The sequence below is a fragment of the Vibrio sp. 2092 genome, assembly GCF_033339635.1.
Taxonomy (GTDB): Bacteria; Pseudomonadota; Gammaproteobacteria; order Enterobacterales; family Vibrionaceae; genus Vibrio; species Vibrio alginolyticus.
In genome coordinates, this window is record NZ_JAWOUY010000004.1 from 217,068 (window position 1) to 237,307 (window position 20,240).

Sequence of the window (20,240 nt, forward strand, 5' to 3'; positions counted from 1 at the left end):
ATATTCACTTTATATTAAAATAGTCTTCATCAGGGAATTTTTCGTTGGTTTTGTTAGTACTATACTTTCCATTATATGGATTAATCGTCAGTTCTTCACCATTATTATCAAACTTAAACTGCCTTCCATCAAACTCTCCCTTTATCCTTAAACTTACTCTACCTTCAATAATCTCAACATATTCATATCTTGATGAAAAACTATTCCAGCAAACATCTCGCCTATGTTCGTCATAATTAGCAGAAAAAACTATTGTAGAAGAACAATAATTCTCTTCTCCATTTCTATTCCAATACAAAATCCTATCTTTAGGTATATTCATATTAAAATTATCTCTCTGGAAAATGTAAGACAACACGCCAGTATAATTATTATTAGCGTTTTTTATTATTTTACCATTATCTCTGTCCAATAATGTATGATCGATAATATCAAAACCATAATCGTAAATGTCATAACTAAGGTTCAAACTACCAATCTCTTTTGGAACTTCTTTTTTTTCTGTGTCAAAAATAAAGTATGCTTCGCTATTTATATTACCATTAGTCAAGTCAACCAAATAAAGCTCTTCATTCAATTTAATTAAATCGCTTGTGCCACATGAGTCAAAAAAGCTAAAATCATATGAAGTTCCATTTGCTTTTAGAGAATATTGACAAAAAGGCCCCTCAGCCTCTGTGAATTTTTGCTCTTGCGTAATGCTGCTTTCCGCAAAAGAATATGTTGATAAAAAGATTAAACTAAATGTAATCATTTTATTCATTTATCATTAACTCCAGCTTGTGATGTACACTCTTACTTCTTTTATAGTAATTTTTATTGATCATTGAACTATCCTTAAGATAAAACTTACTAAAGTCATAGTTATCGGATATTGAATTACAATTAATCAACTTTGAAAGTTTTAATAAGTTATTTTTTCTCTCTAACAAATGATTGTAACCACCATTTACTGAGATCGTTACACGAAATAGATCATTCTTGGTAGCGAATGGACGAATATCTCCCCAAGCACTACCTTTTACCCAAAACCACCCTGAAGAATCTACTGCCGTGTGTAAATCTTTAGCAACGCTTTCTATCATTTCTTTTGTAAGATCTTTAGTATTCACACCAAAGTATTTAGCATAGTTTTCTATATGTGTTATCTGTAATAAACCACGTCCATGATAGAATGCACCACCTCTGTACTTATTCCATTTCTCTGGATATTTCCCGTTATAATAGTACTCTTCCGTCGTTTTGAAAAAATCACTTTCTTGAAATGCTTGAGACAGAAAGTGGATTTTATTCAAACAATCATCGATTTCATACGTCCTAAACATGTCATTCAAGCTATTTAATAACTCATCTAAAGAAACATTTCTCATACTGTCATAATGAGAGTTCTCAAAAATAGTTTCTTTTCCACCTAAGACTTCAAGTAAAAAACTCTTGGAAATATCACGATTACAGAAACATTTACTTTGGGTGTGATTTCCTACAAAAGGCCAATAATGCCAAAGACTCTTATCATCGCTTAGTTGCAAATCACCTTGTAAATCTTGCATCCATGAGAACTTATCTGCTCTTTCCAGTTCGAATTGCGAGAAAAGATCAAAGCTATCCATCACTTGATCGCGCCATGGGGAGTTACGGTAGTCCTCTATAGTCACAAAACCAGCGGAGCACTTAATATCTAGAGCTTCCTTTGCGGTCTGATGGATTGATTCATAAAGACTTTGTGACGACTCTGTATGCCAATCTGTAGGATGTTTCACAATAAATCGCTCAAAGTGTTTACGCTTACCGTCTAAGTATACTTTGGCATCGCGAGCAGTGAACGAGGAGAAGTCCGTTACTTGATCTTCTGTCACAGATTCAAGTAATTGCTGAATAAACGAATTACTCATATCAACGGCACCGCTACTATCGGCCCCATCGAGAACAACAAGTGGATTTTCTTCCGCATTTTTGGGAGAAATCTGTTTTTTGAAAAATTCGGGCGGCTCCTCAAAAGAGAACATCTCGATATGCACACGATTATCTTCTTTCTTAGTTCCAATTGCATCGTTACTGTACTCATGCAGTCCCATGTAACCGATATCTTCCCCAGCTGAAACCTTTATCCCCTCTCTAAATAGGAGTGGGAGTAAAGAAACCACACTACCGTCCCTAATCATTGCCGCCTTGTCCGACATCCATTTAGGTTCTGAAACTGGTTCTGATAGGACAGCAGAGGAATCTTCTAAAATGTCAAAGTCACTATTGAGACCCGAAGCAAACCAAACAATCTTGTTTAACAGTGCTTTTTCGCTACCACTTGCCGATTTACCATTCTCTACCACACGGCACTTTATCATTTTGTAGGTATTTTTGTCGATCTGGTATGGATGGGTCTCCTTCTCTTCTGCATACAGGTATTCAAGTAATGTTCCTTTAGACATCGACTGTTTTTTTTCACCAGAATTAGTAGGCACATCACTATGTTTGAAAGTGCGTACATTTCTCGCTTCTTGTAAACGGTAACGCGTGGTTATAGATGAATTGGCGCCAATATCTGAAGGTGGCGCAAGGTGCATATAAAGTGTATAGAACTTAAATACATCTTCATTATCTTCGGGGTTTACAGCCTCATGCTCGATAAGCACAAAGTTATTACTATACTTAAACTCTTGCTCTTGGTACGTTGATGTTAGGTAATCAGGATTTATGCGAAATGCCACTATTTTTCCATCAAGCATCGCTTGAATAGGTCTGAGCCCTTTCCCCCACGGTAACATTTTTGATGTTAAGTGAATGCCACTATGCCAACCGTACCCTTGTCCTATTAAATAACGACCGCTCTTAGCTTGATCAAACAATTTCGTAAAATCACTGAGCGTGTAGTAAGCGTCACCTTCTCGTTGCGCTATCGGAAAAACTGCATCCATGATTTAAATGTCCTAGTCAGAAAAGTTATCGTCAAAAGTGACAAATGATGGGCGGTTCAAGTTGTTTGACTTCGTGTACACCACCGCATTAACCCTACCTAAATTAGTAGCAAAGCTAGATTGGCTCGCTATGTTAACGGTACTCCCAAGGGCCATTGCCGATATAGAAATTAGGGTGTCATTTTTGGTTTCGAAAATTTGGCTAATGACGTCAGGAAGTGCTTGTTTGAAGTGGTTAAGTGCTTTTTTATAACCGTTTATACCCTCTTCAACAGAACTCAACGATCTTGCAGAAGCTTGGCTTTGTATGAAATCTAAACGACCGATGATTTCACTGTTTAGCTCATCGATGTATGAACAGATTTGATTGTTTATCAACGTCCATAAAACAAACTGCAAATACTTCACAGTATTCCCAGTCCCTAAAAAGCGAAGCTTCGCTAATAATTCATAGGGAGGCTCAAACACATCAGCTTGATATAAGACTCTCAATATATCGCCATTTTCGTGCACTTGCTCCAAGAGCAGTTCAACTAAAGGTTCATATTTCTCTAGCGCAGTAGTATCAGTTTGGATGTGATAAAGTGCCGAAACATAAGCATCAGAAAAGTCTTTAGAGTGATTTTGACTAATCGCATAAGGAGACGATATACGGCTTTGCTCTAACACAATGTCTTTAAAGTCATCATCACTGAAGGATGGGGACATCAATATCCCCCAGTCATTAGCAACCCCAACACGATCTTCCCAAAATGGTGAGCGGCGACCTGCGACAAACGTACAAAAATCATTCGGATCAGGGTAAGTTTCCGTCACAATATTTTCAGCTAAAGATTGGTTCGGGGTGTAAGAGTCTTGAGTTTCACTGAGCACTAACTTGCATTCTTTTAGAGCGAGACCATTAACAGATGCTTTTCCGCTAGAATCCAGCACTCCACTCCCAATGACAGCACCTGAAGGTTCGACTAAAGAAAATTGTGCATTAGAGTAAGGGAGCCCATTTGGATATTTGCATTCTATATCCAGCGTATACGTCCCTTCCTGCTCTTCACTCACAGAAACCGATGGGTTTTGTGCGCCGCCAAGACACACAGTGTTGGCTTTATTCATGGTCATTTGATCGGACAGGCGACATACGCCCTTACCTTCAAACTTAACCGTTGGTGAAGCTGAAATGAATTTTGCTTCGGCTTCTATCGTGCCTGAGGCAACGCCTTTTCTGTCACCGCCCGCATCGCCGGTACTTTTTGAGAACGTACTGCCCTTGATAGCGACACTGTTACCGCCATCCATAGAGACTGTCGTAGTCCCACCAGCAAGGTCTGCTGATTTAGCATTGTTGCCATAAGGGATAGGGACGACTGGCTTGCCGACCTTAGTTAAACAAACATCTGGGAGCGTTGCATTCGCTTCACCACCTGAGCCTTTATGAACTATCGAAAGTCCATTCGCACCAACTGTTACGCCCATAACCAATCCATTTGAATTTTATTGATTGAATGATAAAAGAGATCGCAAACTGCAACCTCTCTAAATGACTAGTGAATTTCACTAAAAGACCAGTGATATTCACAATAAGCCCTAAAACTGGCAGAAGATCTCATTTTAGATCTCTGGTTATCTATACATTTCAAGCAGTTGCTGAAATTTTAAGTCTATGACGATGTAGGTTGCCGCATACATAAGCGCAAACGTCATCGCACTAAGACTTAAGATCAGCTTGGGTGAAATTACCCTTTTTAACGGCTTCTTTAGATATTTAGCTTTAAGGTTGATTAAAGAAACTTTTTCTTGTTCTGCTAGGCGGTCATCTCGCACTAATCGATAAATGGTGCTGCCAATTTCCGCTAACTTTTCGTTGCCACGCTCTTCACGGCCGTACTTGCCTTGGAAACCAAGTTGAAGCAATAAATAGAGAAACTCTATAACGTGACGGTATTTGCGAGGGTCGGCTTTTAAGCGGTCGAGAATAACGAAAAACTTGTCACCACCAGATGTTTCGTTGTGGAATTCAGACAGTAAGCTGTTCTGGCTCCAGTGACTATTTGCCCCCCACTCTTGTCGACAAACAGATTCATCAATCGCCGCACACAAGCAGTAACGAATAACAAGAACCGAAGCACGATCGAGCTCCATTTCATTAAGTTTTCGTTCACCTTTTCGAATCTCACGTGCCACTTGTTCACGAAATGGCATCGGGTCATCAAGCCAAGGGATCGAAGACATACAAGACAGACTGGCGATCAACCATGAGAACTGGTCCACTAGCGGGTTAATACCCATGTTGTCGATAGATAGATCTTGTACTGCGATGTTTCTCGACAAGTCAGGCGCTGGCATTACCTCCATTGGTTTGCCAGGCTCTGGTTGGAATAAGACTACGGTGACGTCGGTTTCTGCGTAACTCATAGACGAACGGCCCAAAGTTGCAATGATAAGTTAGCGAAATCGCCCGCAACGTGAATCGCAATCGCAGCAGTGTTCTTCAATGCCATCCACTCTTCGCCCGTTTTATCGAGCTCGAAATAGGTGTAGCCAGCGTGATACGGCAGCGCGCGTGGCACAACTGGCATTGGTTTGATCTCAATCCCAGGCAGTTGAAGGTTAATCAAGTCACGTATGTTATCGATAGAACCGATCTTCGTTTGGCTGACAAACTGGGTATGCAGAACATCCAAGGTCACGTCGGCTTTAACTGCGAGGATAAAGGTTGTTGTATCAATGATCTTATTGTCAGGGATTGCTGCCGTTCTGATGCCATAGTTCTGATCTTTTAAGGTCAGTGGAATTGCTCTTTGCTCAGACATCACGCTCAATGTCATTTTCGCACTGTCTAGGACGCGAGAAAGACAGCTAGTAAGATCACCATGATTGTACTTCGTAAACTCAATAGGTCGGCGTGTCGTTGAGCACAGCGTCGAAAGCTCACCCTCTGCCTGAAGAAGAATTCGATACAAAGACTCAGGATGCACAGCTTCTGTGCTGGCGAAATGCCAAAACAAGGGTTCGTATCGGTTGAGCGCTTGCAATAGCATAAAGTCAGAAACCGATGATACACCTTGTTGATCCACCACCCCTAATCGCTGGACTATCGATTCCGCGCGATGCTTCAACATAGAAGCAAACTCGGTCGCAAATTTACTCAGTACTGTCGACGCATGAATATCGATACAGGTAGGAATGAAACTATCATCTAAGATCACGCTGCCATCAGGCTTCACTTCTGAGATCTTTAAGATCGGAATAGACGTGTAAGCACTCTTATCTTCATGATCGTACATTAAGCAAAAGTTAAGCTTACCGACGACGATATTTGCCATGTCTTCCGAATCATAACAAGCGTCAACCGCTTCTTGAGATTCCATCGTATAGCGCGCACCGTCTTTTTTGGTACCAAATAACTCAGAACGTTCCGATGGTAACGGACAGCACAAATAAACGACTTTATCGGCAATCGAAGGATCTACATCTTTCACTTCAGGCAGCTCAGCAAGCAACGGAAGCTCAAATGGTGTCCGGTCTTGTAAAATACCTTCAGCACGAGTAATACCGATTTTACCCAGTGCTAGTAACTGAGAGTTGATTTCTAAACGTTTAATTCCCCAATGCAAAGGCGATGCATTGGCACTCAGTAGGCTCGATAGTTTACTTTGCGAACGATCGAGTTGTTGAAAATGCTGCGGCTTCATGAACATTCCATCTTGCCAAACAACTGGATTGTATAAAGACATGTTTCTATCCCTTAAAAGTAAACCTGTTCAATGCCGCGAGTGTTATCAGAAATTAACTCACTGCCCTCTAACTTGAGCTTGATGTAGTACTCGCTCTTCTCTTCAATAACTTCCACTTTTCGCCATGACGAACCATCAATATCACGAAAAGCCACTGAAAAACCGACGGCACGAGTGTCAGGGTCTAGCGTTAGCATTTCATGAACTTTTCCACCTGGCTGTATTTGATATTCGTAACGTTTGATGTACTCATCACCCAACGACGCTTTATCGCTCTCAAACAAGGCAAAGAAATCTAAGCTTCGGAACAATACTGGCGAACTTAATTCGTGAAGACGGAGAATAACTGGAGATGACTGGCCCCCATTTCTCACATTGAGTACAGGTGATGCCTCAATAACCAATTCAATCGACGAAGTTTCTGGTGTGATACCAGTGGACTCTTTAAATTGATCCCACATGGAACAACCGGACAACATGGCAAATCCGAGTAATACGGCGATACTACGCATGGTTTCCCTTAATCACTTTGTTATAGTTTTTCTTAATCAGCCCTTTTAAGGATGTTTCATTAAGCAGGCGACGATTATTAGTGTAGAAATCTAGGTATTCGGCCCACAGCTTTGACTTAGTTGAGAACAAAGACTGGCTAGCGACCCTGTTAGCAAATGCTACGGGATCGTTCGTTTCTGACTGTTCTAAAATGAGCTCATTCAGTGCTTTGTTAAACATAACTTGGTGGTCGTTCAGCTCATCGAGCATTTGTTCAACCAGTTCATTTGGAGCCAGTAATTGCTGACTATTCAAAGTAAGCATTAGCTCTGCAATGTTCGAGTTAGCCTCACTCGCACTCTGCTCATCTTTTAACGATTCCACTTCGTGCAACTCTTTCTGTAGGTTATCAATACATAAACGCAAGCAAGTACCCATTTGCTTGAATAACTGCGCCTCGTTTGTCATCAACTCTGGGTTTCGAATACCCAAACCATCAAAAAACGCTTGCGCTATATCTTGAGAGCAAACGGCCGCATCAGTATCGACTTGTGCTTTCGTCGTACTGTTTATCGCGTGCTCTGCCGTAGGTATTTGAAGTTGCTGATTAGTGTTAGGAGAAGGCGTAAAAGATTGGGTCATCTCTTCCCATTTTGACCCTGTGTTAGCCTGTTCTACGACCATCTCAGTAACATTATGCGTACGATGTTGTCTTTGAATCGTGCTATCTGGGGCTACCGTGCCAGGTTGCATCACCTCAGCTGAGGCAATATCGGCTCTATGTGCCTTACCGCTTTCTGGCGCTAATGCATCATTGACTGATGCGTTACTCTTGGTTTCCGCAGCCATCCAGTCTTCAGGGATTAGGCTTGGCTGATCGAATTCGGAATATATGCTGAAACTGTCATCGACCACCTGACGCGTGCTTTCCACGGTTCTAGGTTGTTCAGATTCTGTACGCTCATTATCACGAATTAAGTAATCGTCATCTCGCTGCATCGAAAAGTTAAGGTGAGCAACAGGATCATGACAATCAATGTCATCCTGTTTAGTCTCCATAAACAAATCTTCTAAGGCACCGACTTTTTCTTCCTCTTCGACAACCGCATCTCCTAGACTAACCAGAGGATCGCTAGATACTCGCTCAGGAGCAATATCAGCGGCGATGTCTAGTGTTGAGGTAACGTGCTCAAGAGAAACACCAATCTCATATTGCCCTAAAGAAATGATGTCGCCATCAACTATCGCAACGGGTTGATTTTTTAGTATTTTATTCCCATTTACCATTGTGCCGTTAGTTGATACGTCACTTATATAGTAGGTATCTCCATACACGCTGAGCAAACAATGAGTGCCCGATATAAAGCGGTTGTGATCGGCTAAAGACACGCTACAGCTTGGGGAACGACCTATCGAACCACCACTTTCAGGCATTTCAATATGCTTTGCACCGGTGTATTCCTCTGGACACTTTGAGATAAATAAAACTAGCTGATTTGAGTACATTTACGAACCTCAAAAGAGCAAAGAAACTGATAGTTCAAGCCCACCAATTCCATCATTTACAACCGGAAGGATATAAGAGGCCTGCGGGATAATTTGTATATGGGCGTCAGGATTACTGCCTAACTTTATAGCAGTACCAAGGGTCACAACCGCACCTAACTCAAACTGGTCGATGTCTTCAACACTCTCATAACGATAACCCTCTTGGTCTACTTGCCAGCGATTAGAATATTGCGAGTAACCGACAGACAAGCCCGCACCAACGTATGGCGTGAAAACACTCCAAGAAGTCAACGCATATTGAGGAACAACACGAAGTTCATAGTTCGTCGCTTCTTGATATAAGCCGTTTGCTGGCGCTTCAATATCTTCTGCTAGATAGTTTATCCCTAACCACCAACGCCAACGGTTATTGTTTTCATCAATAGGACGAGTATGAACCAAGCCGAACCTAAGCGTATCCTGCTCACCACTTTTACCTTCATCGTATTTAATGCTATCGATAGTCAACATACTGGTAGAGAGTCCATATCGCTCCCCTTTTGCCATTGCAACAGAAGAAAATAGACACATGGCTGAAATCAGCCCAATTTGACTTGGTTTTAGCATTTCGTCCCTCTAGGAAAACCGATATTCTACTTAGAGGCGAAAGATATCAATTATATTCTCTTTTTCAATAAGCCTAAAAAAACACCTATAATTTAATACATTTCAACTATCAGGTTGGTTGTTTTACCTACAAACAAAAACTAAAGAACCGACTACAGATTAAGTGACGAGACAGTAAATCTTTCTATTTAAATAGAAGTAACAGAATTTGATTGCTAATTGAACAAAACGTAATCTCCGATAACAATTTAGTTACTTTTTAATCAACGTTCTCATCTTCATATATAAGTTTCTTCTTATAAATAGACTTAACTATTGATATTAATATTATGAACAAAGATCACACTAAAAGTAATTTAATTTCTTTTAATGAATTTTTATTATCCAATCCGCTTATTTTGTCTATAGAATTGCGGCAGATGTGCACTGCTTATAATTTAATATAACAGTAGTGAAATCCTATATAACTTAATACTTCTATATGATCAGTTGGAACTTTCCTTATGTTTTTTACCGACTTCGCTCGAAGACCAATCGATGAAAATAACCCAAGCGGCTCTAATCCTAATGGTTCTGAGGATTTTGACGAAATTAAACGTCAAATAAACAACCTGAATAAAGTCACAGGGAGAGTCTCGTGGAAAACGGTTCAAACACTCTCAAAAAAGATCTTGAGTACCCAAGCGAAAGACCTACGTTGTTGCTGTTACTTTACCGTTGCGTCAACCTATAACGACGGCTTAAGAGGCCTTGTTGAAGGGTTAAACTCAATACTTGATGTGTGTGTCGTATATTGGTTCAACGCGTATCCAGAGCATTCAAAGTCAAAGGCACGAATGAGCGCTATTGAATGGATGGTAGAGCATACTGAAAAACGAATTAATAAGCATCGAGCGTTACCAGAAGAGCTTCCATTGATAGAGGCAGCACATCAATTATGCTTGAGGATTGAGGAAGAGCTTCGTCTTCATTACGGTATTGAAGCGCCGTCATTAGGTCGCATTCGCCGTATTTTGAATCAATGGATTGAGCAGATAAAAGAACAACAAATTGCGGCTGAGTTACGCGAGAAAAAACAAGCCAACACTAGCGCTCCTGCAGCAACGCAGAAGGCACCTGAAATTAAAGTGAATGTGTCTCCCTCTCCGGCACCGGTGTCATCACCCAACCTAAATAGCCAAGAGAAAGCATCACCGGCAAAGTCTGGTCGATTTATGATCTACTTCGTTATTGGTTTGATTGTTACTGCGATATGTTCACATTTCATGTACGAGCAACAACGTTATCGAACATTGGAACAAAAAATTAATCAAGCTTCACTTAATGAACTTGTAAATTTGGTCGCCTCGTTAGATTACGAAAATAAAAAATATGCTCAGTCATTGAAAACGCAGGCGATTAATCGTGTCGATATTATGATGAATAACTGGTTTTTAGACTCGGCAAAAGTAAGTAACCTCAGCGAGCTCGATAGCTTGACCAATGAATTAATCGCGATCTATCCGGATTCGTCTTCTGCACAGCAACTACGTCAGAACTTTTTGACACAGAGCGCCCATTTAGAAGACCAGTTTATGGATGTTTATAAGCGATTCTCAGACGCAAGAACGGTGTTTGCCAACGTAGCTAGACAGAATGTAGATAAGAACTCTGAAAAGGCGTACGAATACAGTAACTCGTTATTCCCGCTTTTAGGTCGTATTGAATACGCTGAAAAGTATTCACAGCAAAAGGAAATTGACCGCGCAACCCTTTTACTGAACATCTACCTATATAAATTGAGTCAGCTACAAGCTGAAAAAACTGACAATAAATAACAATACAATTAAAGAAGTTTTAGGCTTATGTTCAAACAAAAACTGTTTAGAAATCCAGTGGTGATTTCTACTATATTGATGTTTTTAGTGGCTGCAATTATCACCACTATTTATCTGCTTTTTCTTGACGAAATCGATCAACTTTATCTTTGGCTGACCCTTGGTGCTATCGCCATTGTTTACGTCACTTTTCAATTCACATTATGGTTGAAGAAAAAGAACAACGCTAAAGCTCAACATTTGGAAACCGAGGAAGAAGCACTTTCTATGGTTATCCAGCCTCTTCTTGCTAACTCAGGCAAGAAACCAATTTACCTGATGCTTGGTAATAAAGGGTCAGGGCGACGTCAATTTTTATTTAATTCTAGTGCAATCAAACCGATGGATCGCACTAGAACCGCTAAGAATGACTTTTTTGAATGGTACGAATCTGACAGCGCTGTATACATCAAACCAGACCAACGCTTAGTGTTCCAGGAAGTATCAAGCAGTGATGCTTCTTTATGGAATACGTTCATTGAAGAAGTTATTCATCATCGACCTCGAAAGCCATTTTCTGGGTGTCTATTCTTCACCGATTTCGAGTTCATGATCGTCTCTGAGCCAGAGCAAAAAGAGTACACCATTTCGTCGTTATTGGCGCGCTTGAGTACCATCAACTCTAAAACGTCTTCAGCATTGCCAATCTATTTGATTATGTCAAAGCTAGACAAGTTAGACGGCTTTAAAGAATACATGCACTTTAGCTCTCTCAAGACACGTGTTGAGTTCCTCTCTATCCCACTAAAAGAAGCCAAAGGTGTATTTGCAGAGTACTACCGCGATAGCTATCGAAATCTAGTGAGAGTGCTTGAAAGTAATGCGCTAGATGCATCCGCTAATTCAACGGACATTGATGAGAAACAAGCAATACTCGCTTTCCCTAAGCAGTTTGAGCTATGTCAGTCTGAAGTCAGCTATGTGCTTGAGCGTCTATGTGATGTTAACAACGGTGTCTATTCACTAGACATCCGTGAGATTTTCTTTAGTTCGAGTCTGCAAGGCGGTCGCAAGTACAATTTACTTGCAAAAAGTTGTAGTAATTACTTCAACTTACCTATTATCGCGTCAGAGCATACTCAGTTAACAGAAACGCCTTATTTCTCTCGCTTTCTGATTGATTCACAAATATTGCCGGAAAGCGACTTTGCGGGCGAAAACAAGACGTATCTTCGTCTAATTCAGAGACAAAGCCGTTTGGCAATACTCGGCTCTATTATCCTGCTTACTGGGGGCAGTTACTTCTTTTTCACGACATTAGACAGTAACTTACATGTGATGAATCAACTCTTGAGTATCGATGACAAATCACAAGTGGAGCAAGATGCAAGATTCGATGAGCTTTTAGCGAAGGCGACGAAAGCAATAGAGCCTTCTTATGGGGCGTGGCTTAAAGGTTCTAAGGCTTTGGATGAAGAGATATTACCACTCAACATTAGCCGTTTGGATCAAAGCACTCGCATCGCTTACGAAGCATTACTTAAGGACGTTGCTCAACAGTTGATACCTCTCATTGAGAAAGGTTACCGTCTACAACTGACACAAAATCAAAACACTTTTACACGCGCTTTACCTCTATTGAAGGGGTATCTAATGCTAAACGATCCAACAAAGCGTGATATCCGTTTTTTGCGTCATCAAACTCTCCAAATGATGAACGACTTGAGCAACCAAAATGACGTCGTCAATCAGGCGATGCGCTATTTGGACGCTTACTTTCGCACACAGTTTGATCCAATTGATATCAATATGGATCTTGTTCGCGCAACACGTCGCTCATTGCTAGCAAATTCGAATGTTGATCTCGTTTATGCAGGCATTTTAAACGAAGCAAATTCGATTGATTTAGGAACCCTAGATCTGCAACGAGCTGTGGGTTTTGAGTTTAGCAATGTGTTCAACACACCAATCGATAGTGAACGCTTGATCGTAGATAAGATCTATACCTCCACTGGTTTTAGCACTTTTTATCGACCACGCGTGGACCTAATGTCACAACAAGTCATCAGTGACAACTGGGTTTTAGGTCTGTCACAACACGTTATTCCTACTAGTGAAGAACAAGAAGCCTTCAAAGAGGAAGTACGTAAAAAATATACTGACGACTACATCAGTAATTGGCGCAATGCGCTGAGTGAACTAAAAGTCCAAAACTATGACAATGTCGGCGATCTAACGAACGCGATAGACTTAATCTCGGGTCCTTCTTCACCAATGACAACCGTACTGAAGCAGGTCTATGCCAACACACAATTTTCACCCGTTGGTGAAAAAAATGCTCTGATTTCAAAGCTAGACCCGAAACTCGTGGCAGCGGCAGACTCCGCATCAAACGCAGTAGAGGAAGTAGTTAAGCCTGATTACTTGTTAATGAAACGTGTTGAACAAGCTTTTCACTTATTAAACCAACTTCAGGTCAGTGAAACACCAAACTCCCCTACTCCTTGGGATGAGACCGTAGCAGCGTTAAGCCGTGTTCGCACGTATATGAAAGACATCGCTGATGCACCTGACCCGCAAATGGCGGCGCTAGCGGCAGCTCAGCATCGAATGAACAGCAGTGAAGCTGACCCATTAATCAAACTTAAACAGATTGCCCAAAAATCACCGGAACCCGTTCGTAGCTGGTTGTTAGATGTGGTTCAACAAAGCTGGTCAGTCATGATTAAAGAGTCCGCTAAAGGCATTCAAACCCAATGGTACAGCGAGATTTACACCAAGTTTAAAGAGATAGGGCTGGGACGATACCCATTTGATCTAACAGCGACCGAGGAAATCTCAATTGAAGATTTTGAATTACTGTTTGCTTCAGGTGGCTTGTTAGACACATTTATTCAGAAAAATTTTGCACCGTTCTACGATACCAATTTGTGGACGCCAAAACAGGTGGATGGCGAGACGATGCCAATCTCTCCGGCTCTGTTAGTGCAACTGCGTAACTATAACGTTATTCGAGACACATTAATTAATAAAAGCACTAACCGCGTTCATATTCCGTTTAGTGCAAGAGTACTCGATCTAGATTCTAGTGCGATTAGAGCGAGCTTAAAAATTGCAGATACCAATATAAGTTACTACCACGGTCCAAGCCGCATTCGTGAAATGGCATGGCCACCGCAAAATGGTGACTTCAATATTAGTATCACACTCCAGGATGTAACCGATGAAGGCAGACAGCACGTTTTAAATAAGAGTGGTCAATGGGCGATATACAGATTGCTAGGTGACTCGACCTTGACAAACACTCATAACGGCAGCTTTGTCAGTGACATAAAAGTGTCAGGGAGGGACTTGAGCTTACGCATCACTCCGTTGACACAGAAAAACCCATTCACTCTTGCTGAGCTGTATAACTTTACGCTCCCTGAGTCGATTTAATAACAATATAAAAACAAAATAGGCAGAACACATGATTTCAAACATGACTTTACAAGGTTTAGATAAATTAGATCGAAAAATACTTTCAAGTCTATTGTCGAATGGGCGAGAGTCGATTGCGAATCTATCCCGAAACATTGGTTTGTCTCGAACAGCAGTAGCAGAAAGAATTAATCGTTTAGAAAAGACCGGTATTATCAAAGGCTATACCGCACAGATTCGTGTAGAAAATGAAGGGCGAAAAGCCGCTAGTTATCTACTGATCTCTTGTGAAAAGGGTAAGAAGAATGATGTAACGAATGCACTTAAAGAAATCCCTGAGGTTCGCTTAACGAGCGTTGTTGGTGGCAACTTTGATATTATTGCCCTAATTGAAGCGCCCGACCTGCAGTCTATTCATCATCTTTGTAATGAAATTGAATCATTTAACGGCATTCAAAGGCTTGATACTACCGTTGTACTGCACCAGCCGATCAGTCGTTAAGCTTTTCTGACCTCTTCGAGGAAAACATAAAGGGCCGCTCGTTGAGCGGCTTTCTTATATGCTTCCGATAAGTCGAATTTTGGCGTCTTTATCACCTGGGTTACCAAGCCAGAACGTTTGACCTAGTTGGTTCCCTTCTCCATTACCCAGTTTGTTTTCTGGAATACTGTCTAGGTTAACTGTCAACTTTAGGTCCCACGACATTGGGTCACGCAGAATAAAGCGCATCAAGCCCACCAGCGTCTTATGTAACTCACCATCGTAGGAAAACTGCTTAAACGTTTCAAAATCAATGTTGTCGATACACAAGTTAAACTTGCCGTTCAAATCCGCAATGCTTTGTCCCAAGTGTAAGCTTTGCCCCAATACACAATTGGAACGATTGAGTTTGTTACGCTGGCTTTCAGCGATTTCTACGCGTCTATAAACCCATTCTTCGATTCGCACATTCGGCAGTGAAAAGTAGTGCGAAACAATACCGGAAATAAGCTTGGGTGAACGTGTACGCGTAGATAACTGGTTCACGTAAGACAGAACTTTCGCTCGATCTAACTCCGCGACTTCACAATCTTGCATAACGCTAGAAAGACCAGCCAAATGCAGTATGCGCCCAGAAAACGCATCGCTCGCCCCGCTTTTGTACTGCACGTGATATCGGTATTTCTTCCAAACACGATACAGTAAGCTTGTATAGCGGTTGTGGAAAAAGTCGAAGAAATCCTTCACTGGGTTATCATCGGGATCACGACCGACGAGTTTCTCAGTGTAAGACGCAGGTAGGGGCGAGCTTGAACCATGCAAGCCAAGAAAGTTCGTCTCAATACGTGAATATTGCTGTTCGTTTCTTTCCATATGAGTAATAAAGTCCATATCACTCTTTGGAAAGCACAGGTTTGGCGACACGCTGAACTCAATTCGCTCTTGGTGAAAGTATTTGTTCTCGCCCACGGCAACAAAATTTGAGTTTGGCTCCAGCTGGTAGTGTTTCTCTAACAGCAACACCGCTTGGTAGAAACTAAACTCATTCGACTTATCAGAAAGTGTGTTAATCATAGTATCGTCTGCTGCCCGATTAGGCTTGCCCAGTTGTAAACCTCGCCCGTCGCTTCATCGAACACCTCTAGTTCGGTAAAGGAGTTCACACTCGAATATAAACGGATAAATTCATTCAATACCGTGGCCATAAGGAACATATCGCCTTCATTTACGAAGAACTTAGAGTCCGTCACGAGCTTGAATTGGTTACCACGCACAGATACACCACGAAATACGCGATCGATTGGTTTCATCTCTGAAGAAATAATGCCATCAAGTCGATGAATCGACGCGCGGTGGGCTTGTCTATCGACTCGAGAGTGGAAGTCGTAAGTCGAGAGCAACACTTTCAACACATCGATATTGGCCAAAGACAAGTAGTTGAGCGACATGTTGGCAATCAACTGCCATTGAAGTTCACCATTAACCTGAGGACTTACTGACTGTGTTGGCTTAGTAATGTTTTTAAACGTCGCATACGTTGGCGATTTGTGCGTCGCGTACGTGATGTCCCCTACTGACAGGCGCTCCGCTAAGTCCGCGTTACTGCATTGCAGTTTCATCAATACGGTTTCAGTCCCTAAATCCGCGATGTCGCCATTGTGAGTATGGAATGAGATATAGCGCTCTAACCCTCTTCCGCTTACTCGCTCGCCCACTTTGGATTTGTAGAACTCTCGCTTATCACGCTGGTTGATTTGGTGCTCAAACGATTCAAATTCAATCAGTGGTTTTCGGCGACGCTCGTCTTTACTCCAACTCTCCACTTGCTCAATGGAATAAACCTCGTAATGCTCTTGAATGTTACTTTGTGGACGCACCTTGTACTCGTTTCGTCGATGCTCTAAACGGATTGGATCGCCGTCTTTTTCAAACAAGTTAACGGCAGGTGTGCAGTGCAACCTTAAGTGTTTATCTTTAAGCACCACCTCTGAAGGCAAAGCACGCTTAAAGTGGAATTTGATTTTGACCGTACTGCGCTGTGGAATGCCTTTTAGCCACTCTAAGCCTTTAATGTCGAAGAACATGAACTTATCTGGCAAAGAGAAGAATTCTTGCAGCAAACGGTAGCCTGCAAAGGAATTTTTGCTGTAAGGCAACAGCGCCTCGTCCTCTTCATGCCCGACTGGCTTAACGTATTCTGGCCCTAAACGATGTTTGTAGCCGCCACCAACATCCAACTCGACGTGATCTAGATAACGGAACAGCCATAAGAAGACAGTGCGAGTAATATGAATCTCACCATGCAGGTGCAAACGCAACGTATCTAAACCGATACGAGACAGTTCCAGGCCATGCTCCGTCGATAACGTCACATCAATCATCGAACTGGTGCGGCTGTTAGTTTGTTCGATGTTAGTAATCGTAACTGGGTATAGATTGACGTCATAACAAGTACGGAACAAACACTGCGTGCCTTCTACCTGTTCGCTGGCCATTTCCGCACCACGTTTCACCACGGTTTTCTCAGTAACACTTCCGGTATGCGGTTTTAGTTCGCTAATGCACAAAGACGGAATCGAACGCATGTAATGTGGCCACAGCAAAGTCATCAGAGATTGCGTTAGCTCAGGAAGTTCATCGTCAATCTTTTCGCGGATGCGTCCGGTCAAAAAAGCAAAACCTTCCAGCAGTCGTTCGACATCTGGATCAAAAGTTCCTTCAGAGAGAAAGTGAGTTAACTTCGGATGATATTTGGCAAACTCACTACCCGACTCGCGTAAATACGTGAGTTCATCTTGAAAGTATTTACTGTTACTCAAGTGGCACCTACTAAACGTTAAATTGGCCGTCGGTTCCCATGTAGACATCGATCGACATTGGGACTTTACCGCCGTTATGGGAAACTTCGCCGCGAATACCAAAGCCGAGTTGTAATGGGTTATGGTGGTCTTCACGGTAGTGAACCTCGACATTCAGCAGTCGGGGCTCAAAGCGTTCTATGGTTGACGTGATGTTTTTTTGAATATGGCGAACGAGGTTCGTGTTGTTAGAAAGTACGTCGTTAAAATCTGGCAGACCATACTCATTGTCGATCATTGCGTTGCCGGAATGCGTATTCAACAAGTCAGCGAGATGCGAGTGAATGGATTCAATCAAATGCTTATGAGACACCACTTTCTCGTAGCAGTTTTTTGGTTCTCCTAGCTCGATCCGCTCTAAAAGACGGTAACCTTTTTCCATATGCGATCCTACGAAAAAAGCAGCCAGTCTTCACTGGCTGCTTGATGGTTTCAGTAATGGGTTATTGGTCTAGCTTACCAACTAGAGACAAGTCGAAGCTTGCGCCCATGTACTTGAAGTGAGGACGTACAGACATCGATACTTTGTACCAGCCTGGATCGCCTTCTACGTCTGATACTTCAACCTTCGCAGCGCGAAGTGGGCGGCGACCACGAACTTCCGCTGGCGGGTTCTCTTGGTCAGAAACGTATTGACGAATCCACTTGTTCAGTTCGATTTCTAGGTCAGAACGCTCTTTCCAAGAACCAATTTGCTCACGCTGTAGCACTTTTATGTAGTGCGCTAAACGGTTGATAATGAACATGTAAGGAAGCTGAGTACCTAGCTTGTAGTTCATCTCGGCTTGTTTGCCTTCCGGCGTGTTCGCAAACACTTTTGGTTTTTGAACAGAGTTTGCAGAGAAGAACGCCGCATTGTCAGAACCTTTACGCATGGTTAGCGCAATGAAACCTTCTTCTGCTAGCTCATACTCACGACGGTCAGAAACCAGGATCTCGGTTGGGATCTTAGTCTCGATTTGACCCATAGCTTCAAAGTTGTAAACCGGTAGATCTTGTACAGTACCACCGCTTTGAGGACCAATAATATTCGGACACCAACGGTACTTAGCAAATGATTCACTGATCTTAGACGCCATCGCGTACGCTGAGTTGCCCCATAGGTAGTTATCATGGCTGTCTGTTACTTGCTCATCGTAGTCAAACGCCTTGATTGGGTTATCTTCAACAGAGTAAGGTGTACGTAGCATAAAGCGAGACGTACATAGACCTAGGTAGCGCGCATCTTCGTGCTCACGCAGACCACGCCATTTCGCGTACTGTGGACCTTCGAATACAGACTTCAGATCTTTTAGGTTTGGCAGCTCTTCGTAGCTGTCTAGACCAAAGAATTTAGCCGATGCCGACGTGATGAATGGTGCGTGAGACATTGCACCTACGTTAGCCATGTATTCCATCAATTTGATGTCAGGCGACGAAGCTGACATAGCGTAATCACAAATGACGGCGCCAACAGGTTTACCACCGAACTGGCCGTATTCACGTGTGTAGATTTGCTTGTACAGGCCAGACTTCACCACCTCTGGAGCGTCTTCGAAGTCATCAAGAACTTCGTCTTTCTTCGCAGAGATCAGTTCAATTTGAATGTTCTCGCGGAAGTCAGTGTGATCAACCAGGTACTTAAGGCCACGCCACGTTGATTCAATCGCTTGAACTTCTTCGTTGTGAAGAATTGCATCAACTTGCTTAGACAATTTTTGGTCGATTTCAGAGATCATCAGATCAACCAGAGATTGGTCGACTTTCTCTGTGTTCGAACTGCTTAGTAGCTCACTGATGAATGCTTCTACGCCGCGTTTTGCAACGTCAAAACCTTCATCACTTGGCTTTAAACGTGTTTCGTTAAGAATGCTATCCAGAAGTGAGCCTGATTCAACTAAGGCTGCTTCTTGTTCTGGCGCTTGTGCTTCTGCAGACATGATATCCCTTACTCTTCTTTCGCGTCTTGGTCGTTGCCAATGCTTAGTTCATCCAACAGTTTCTTTCTCGCTTCTTCATCTTGAAGAACCGATGCGATCTTCTTACGGAACGCAGGCACGTTTCCTAGAGGACCTTTAAGTGCAACCAAGGCTTCGCGAAGCTCAAGTAGGCTGTTTAGTTCAGGTACACTTTTCGCGATCGCTTCAGGAGAGAAGTCCTTCATGTTTTGGAAGGTCAGATCAACACCAATCTGGCCGCCTTCTTCATCAGAAAGACGGTTTTCAACGTTGACTTTAACGTTTGGAGACATGCCCTCTAGCACTTCGTTAAAGTTGTCTTTGTCGATGTTAATTGGAGTACGTTCTTCAATTGGTGTCTCATCTGCACGCGCAGTAAAGTCGCCAACTACCATCATGCTTAGCGGCAGCTCTACGTCTTCTTGCGTATCGCCAGTTGCTGGAACATAACGGATATTAATTCGCTCTTTAGGAGCCACCGAGCCGTCACGTGACATA

15 protein-coding genes and 1 pseudogene are annotated in these 20,240 nt (G+C 42.3%); 3 read left to right on the forward strand and 13 right to left on the reverse strand.

Going from position 1 to position 20,240, the window contains the following annotated elements:
* Positions 1–4: 4 nt before the first annotated feature.
* The 8 genes and pseudogenes from R7P80_RS09660 to R7P80_RS09695 form a co-directional block, all read right to left on the reverse strand.
* Entirely contained in the window at positions 5–763 is a 759-nt protein-coding gene (locus tag R7P80_RS09660; RefSeq protein ID WP_005373345.1) for a hypothetical protein, read from the reverse strand.
* Positions 756–2,912 (reverse strand): hypothetical protein, encoded by a 2,157-nt coding sequence (locus R7P80_RS09665; protein WP_005386124.1) that lies wholly within the window; start codon positions 2,910–2,912, stop codon positions 756–758. The genes R7P80_RS09660 and R7P80_RS09665 overlap by 8 nt, the downstream gene beginning before the upstream one ends.
* 902 nt (positions 2,913–3,814) lie before the next feature.
* Positions 3,815–4,382 (reverse strand): annotated as a pseudogene (locus R7P80_RS29410) (DUF4150 domain-containing protein); the annotation flags it as partial.
* Positions 4,383–4,529: 147 nt separating this feature from the next.
* Positions 4,530–5,321 carry a type IVB secretion system protein IcmH/DotU gene (icmH, locus tag R7P80_RS09675; protein ID WP_005373354.1) on the reverse strand — a complete coding sequence of 264 codons (792 nt, stop codon included), beginning with the start codon at positions 5,319–5,321 and terminating at the stop codon, positions 4,530–4,532.
* Positions 5,318–6,643 (reverse strand): type VI secretion system baseplate subunit TssK, encoded by a 1,326-nt coding sequence (gene tssK / locus R7P80_RS09680; RefSeq protein ID WP_005373357.1) that lies wholly within the window; start codon positions 6,641–6,643, stop codon positions 5,318–5,320. Before tssK ends, icmH begins: the two co-directional genes overlap by 4 nt.
* A gap of 11 nt (positions 6,644–6,654) precedes the next feature.
* On the reverse strand, positions 6,655–7,155 hold the full coding sequence (tssJ, locus tag R7P80_RS09685; protein ID WP_005386118.1) for a type VI secretion system lipoprotein TssJ: 501 nt from the start codon (positions 7,153–7,155) through the stop codon (positions 6,655–6,657).
* Complete coding sequence (locus tag R7P80_RS09690) at positions 7,148–8,641, reverse strand: type VI secretion system-associated FHA domain protein (RefSeq protein ID WP_137282735.1); 1,494 nt, start codon at positions 8,639–8,641, stop codon at positions 7,148–7,150. The genes tssJ and R7P80_RS09690 overlap by 8 nt, the downstream gene beginning before the upstream one ends.
* Positions 8,642–8,650: 9 nt before the next feature.
* Positions 8,651–9,250, reverse strand: a complete 600-nt coding sequence (locus tag R7P80_RS09695; protein WP_225491565.1) for a hypothetical protein — start codon at positions 9,248–9,250, stop codon at positions 8,651–8,653.
* A 503-nt stretch (positions 9,251–9,753) separates the two neighbouring features.
* Here R7P80_RS09695 and R7P80_RS09700 point away from each other — a divergent pair.
* Genes R7P80_RS09700 through R7P80_RS09710 form a run of 3 tightly spaced genes read left to right on the forward strand, consistent with a single transcriptional unit; the run spans position 9,754 to position 14,968 of the window.
* The gene (locus tag R7P80_RS09700; protein WP_225491564.1) at positions 9,754–11,067 is read left to right on the forward strand and encodes a type VI secretion system ImpA family N-terminal domain-containing protein; all 1,314 of its coding nucleotides are present in this window, start codon (positions 9,754–9,756) and stop codon (positions 11,065–11,067) included.
* A gap of 27 nt (positions 11,068–11,094) precedes the next feature.
* Positions 11,095–14,484, forward strand: a complete 3,390-nt coding sequence (tssM, locus tag R7P80_RS09705; protein ID WP_225491563.1) for a type VI secretion system membrane subunit TssM — start codon at positions 11,095–11,097, stop codon at positions 14,482–14,484.
* A gap of 31 nt (positions 14,485–14,515) precedes the next feature.
* Entirely contained in the window at positions 14,516–14,968 is a 453-nt protein-coding gene (locus R7P80_RS09710; RefSeq protein ID WP_005373369.1) for an Lrp/AsnC family transcriptional regulator, read from the forward strand.
* 54 nt (positions 14,969–15,022) lie between these two features.
* On the opposite strand, the gene tssG is transcribed toward R7P80_RS09710, so the two are convergent.
* The 5 genes from tssG to tssB form a co-directional block, all read right to left on the reverse strand.
* Positions 15,023–16,021 (reverse strand): type VI secretion system baseplate subunit TssG, encoded by a 999-nt coding sequence (tssG, locus tag R7P80_RS09715; RefSeq protein WP_225491562.1) that lies wholly within the window; start codon positions 16,019–16,021, stop codon positions 15,023–15,025.
* Positions 16,018–17,766, reverse strand: coding sequence for a type VI secretion system baseplate subunit TssF (gene tssF, locus R7P80_RS09720; RefSeq protein ID WP_053307566.1), 1,749 nt, complete (start codon positions 17,764–17,766; stop codon positions 16,018–16,020). The genes tssG and tssF overlap by 4 nt, the downstream gene beginning before the upstream one ends.
* Before the next feature lie 10 nt (positions 17,767–17,776).
* A complete protein-coding gene (tssE, locus tag R7P80_RS09725; RefSeq protein ID WP_005373376.1) occupies positions 17,777–18,187 on the reverse strand; it encodes a type VI secretion system baseplate subunit TssE in 411 nt (136 codons plus the stop codon).
* Positions 18,188–18,248: 61 nt separating this feature from the next.
* Positions 18,249–19,724: a type VI secretion system contractile sheath large subunit gene (tssC, locus tag R7P80_RS09730; protein WP_005373378.1), complete on the reverse strand. Its 1,476-nt coding sequence runs from the start codon at positions 19,722–19,724 to the stop codon at positions 18,249–18,251.
* Between the two features lie 8 nt (positions 19,725–19,732).
* Complete coding sequence (gene tssB, locus R7P80_RS09735; RefSeq protein WP_005373381.1) at positions 19,733–20,239, reverse strand: type VI secretion system contractile sheath small subunit; 507 nt, start codon at positions 20,237–20,239, stop codon at positions 19,733–19,735.
* Between the last annotated feature and the right edge of the window lies 1 nt (position 20,240).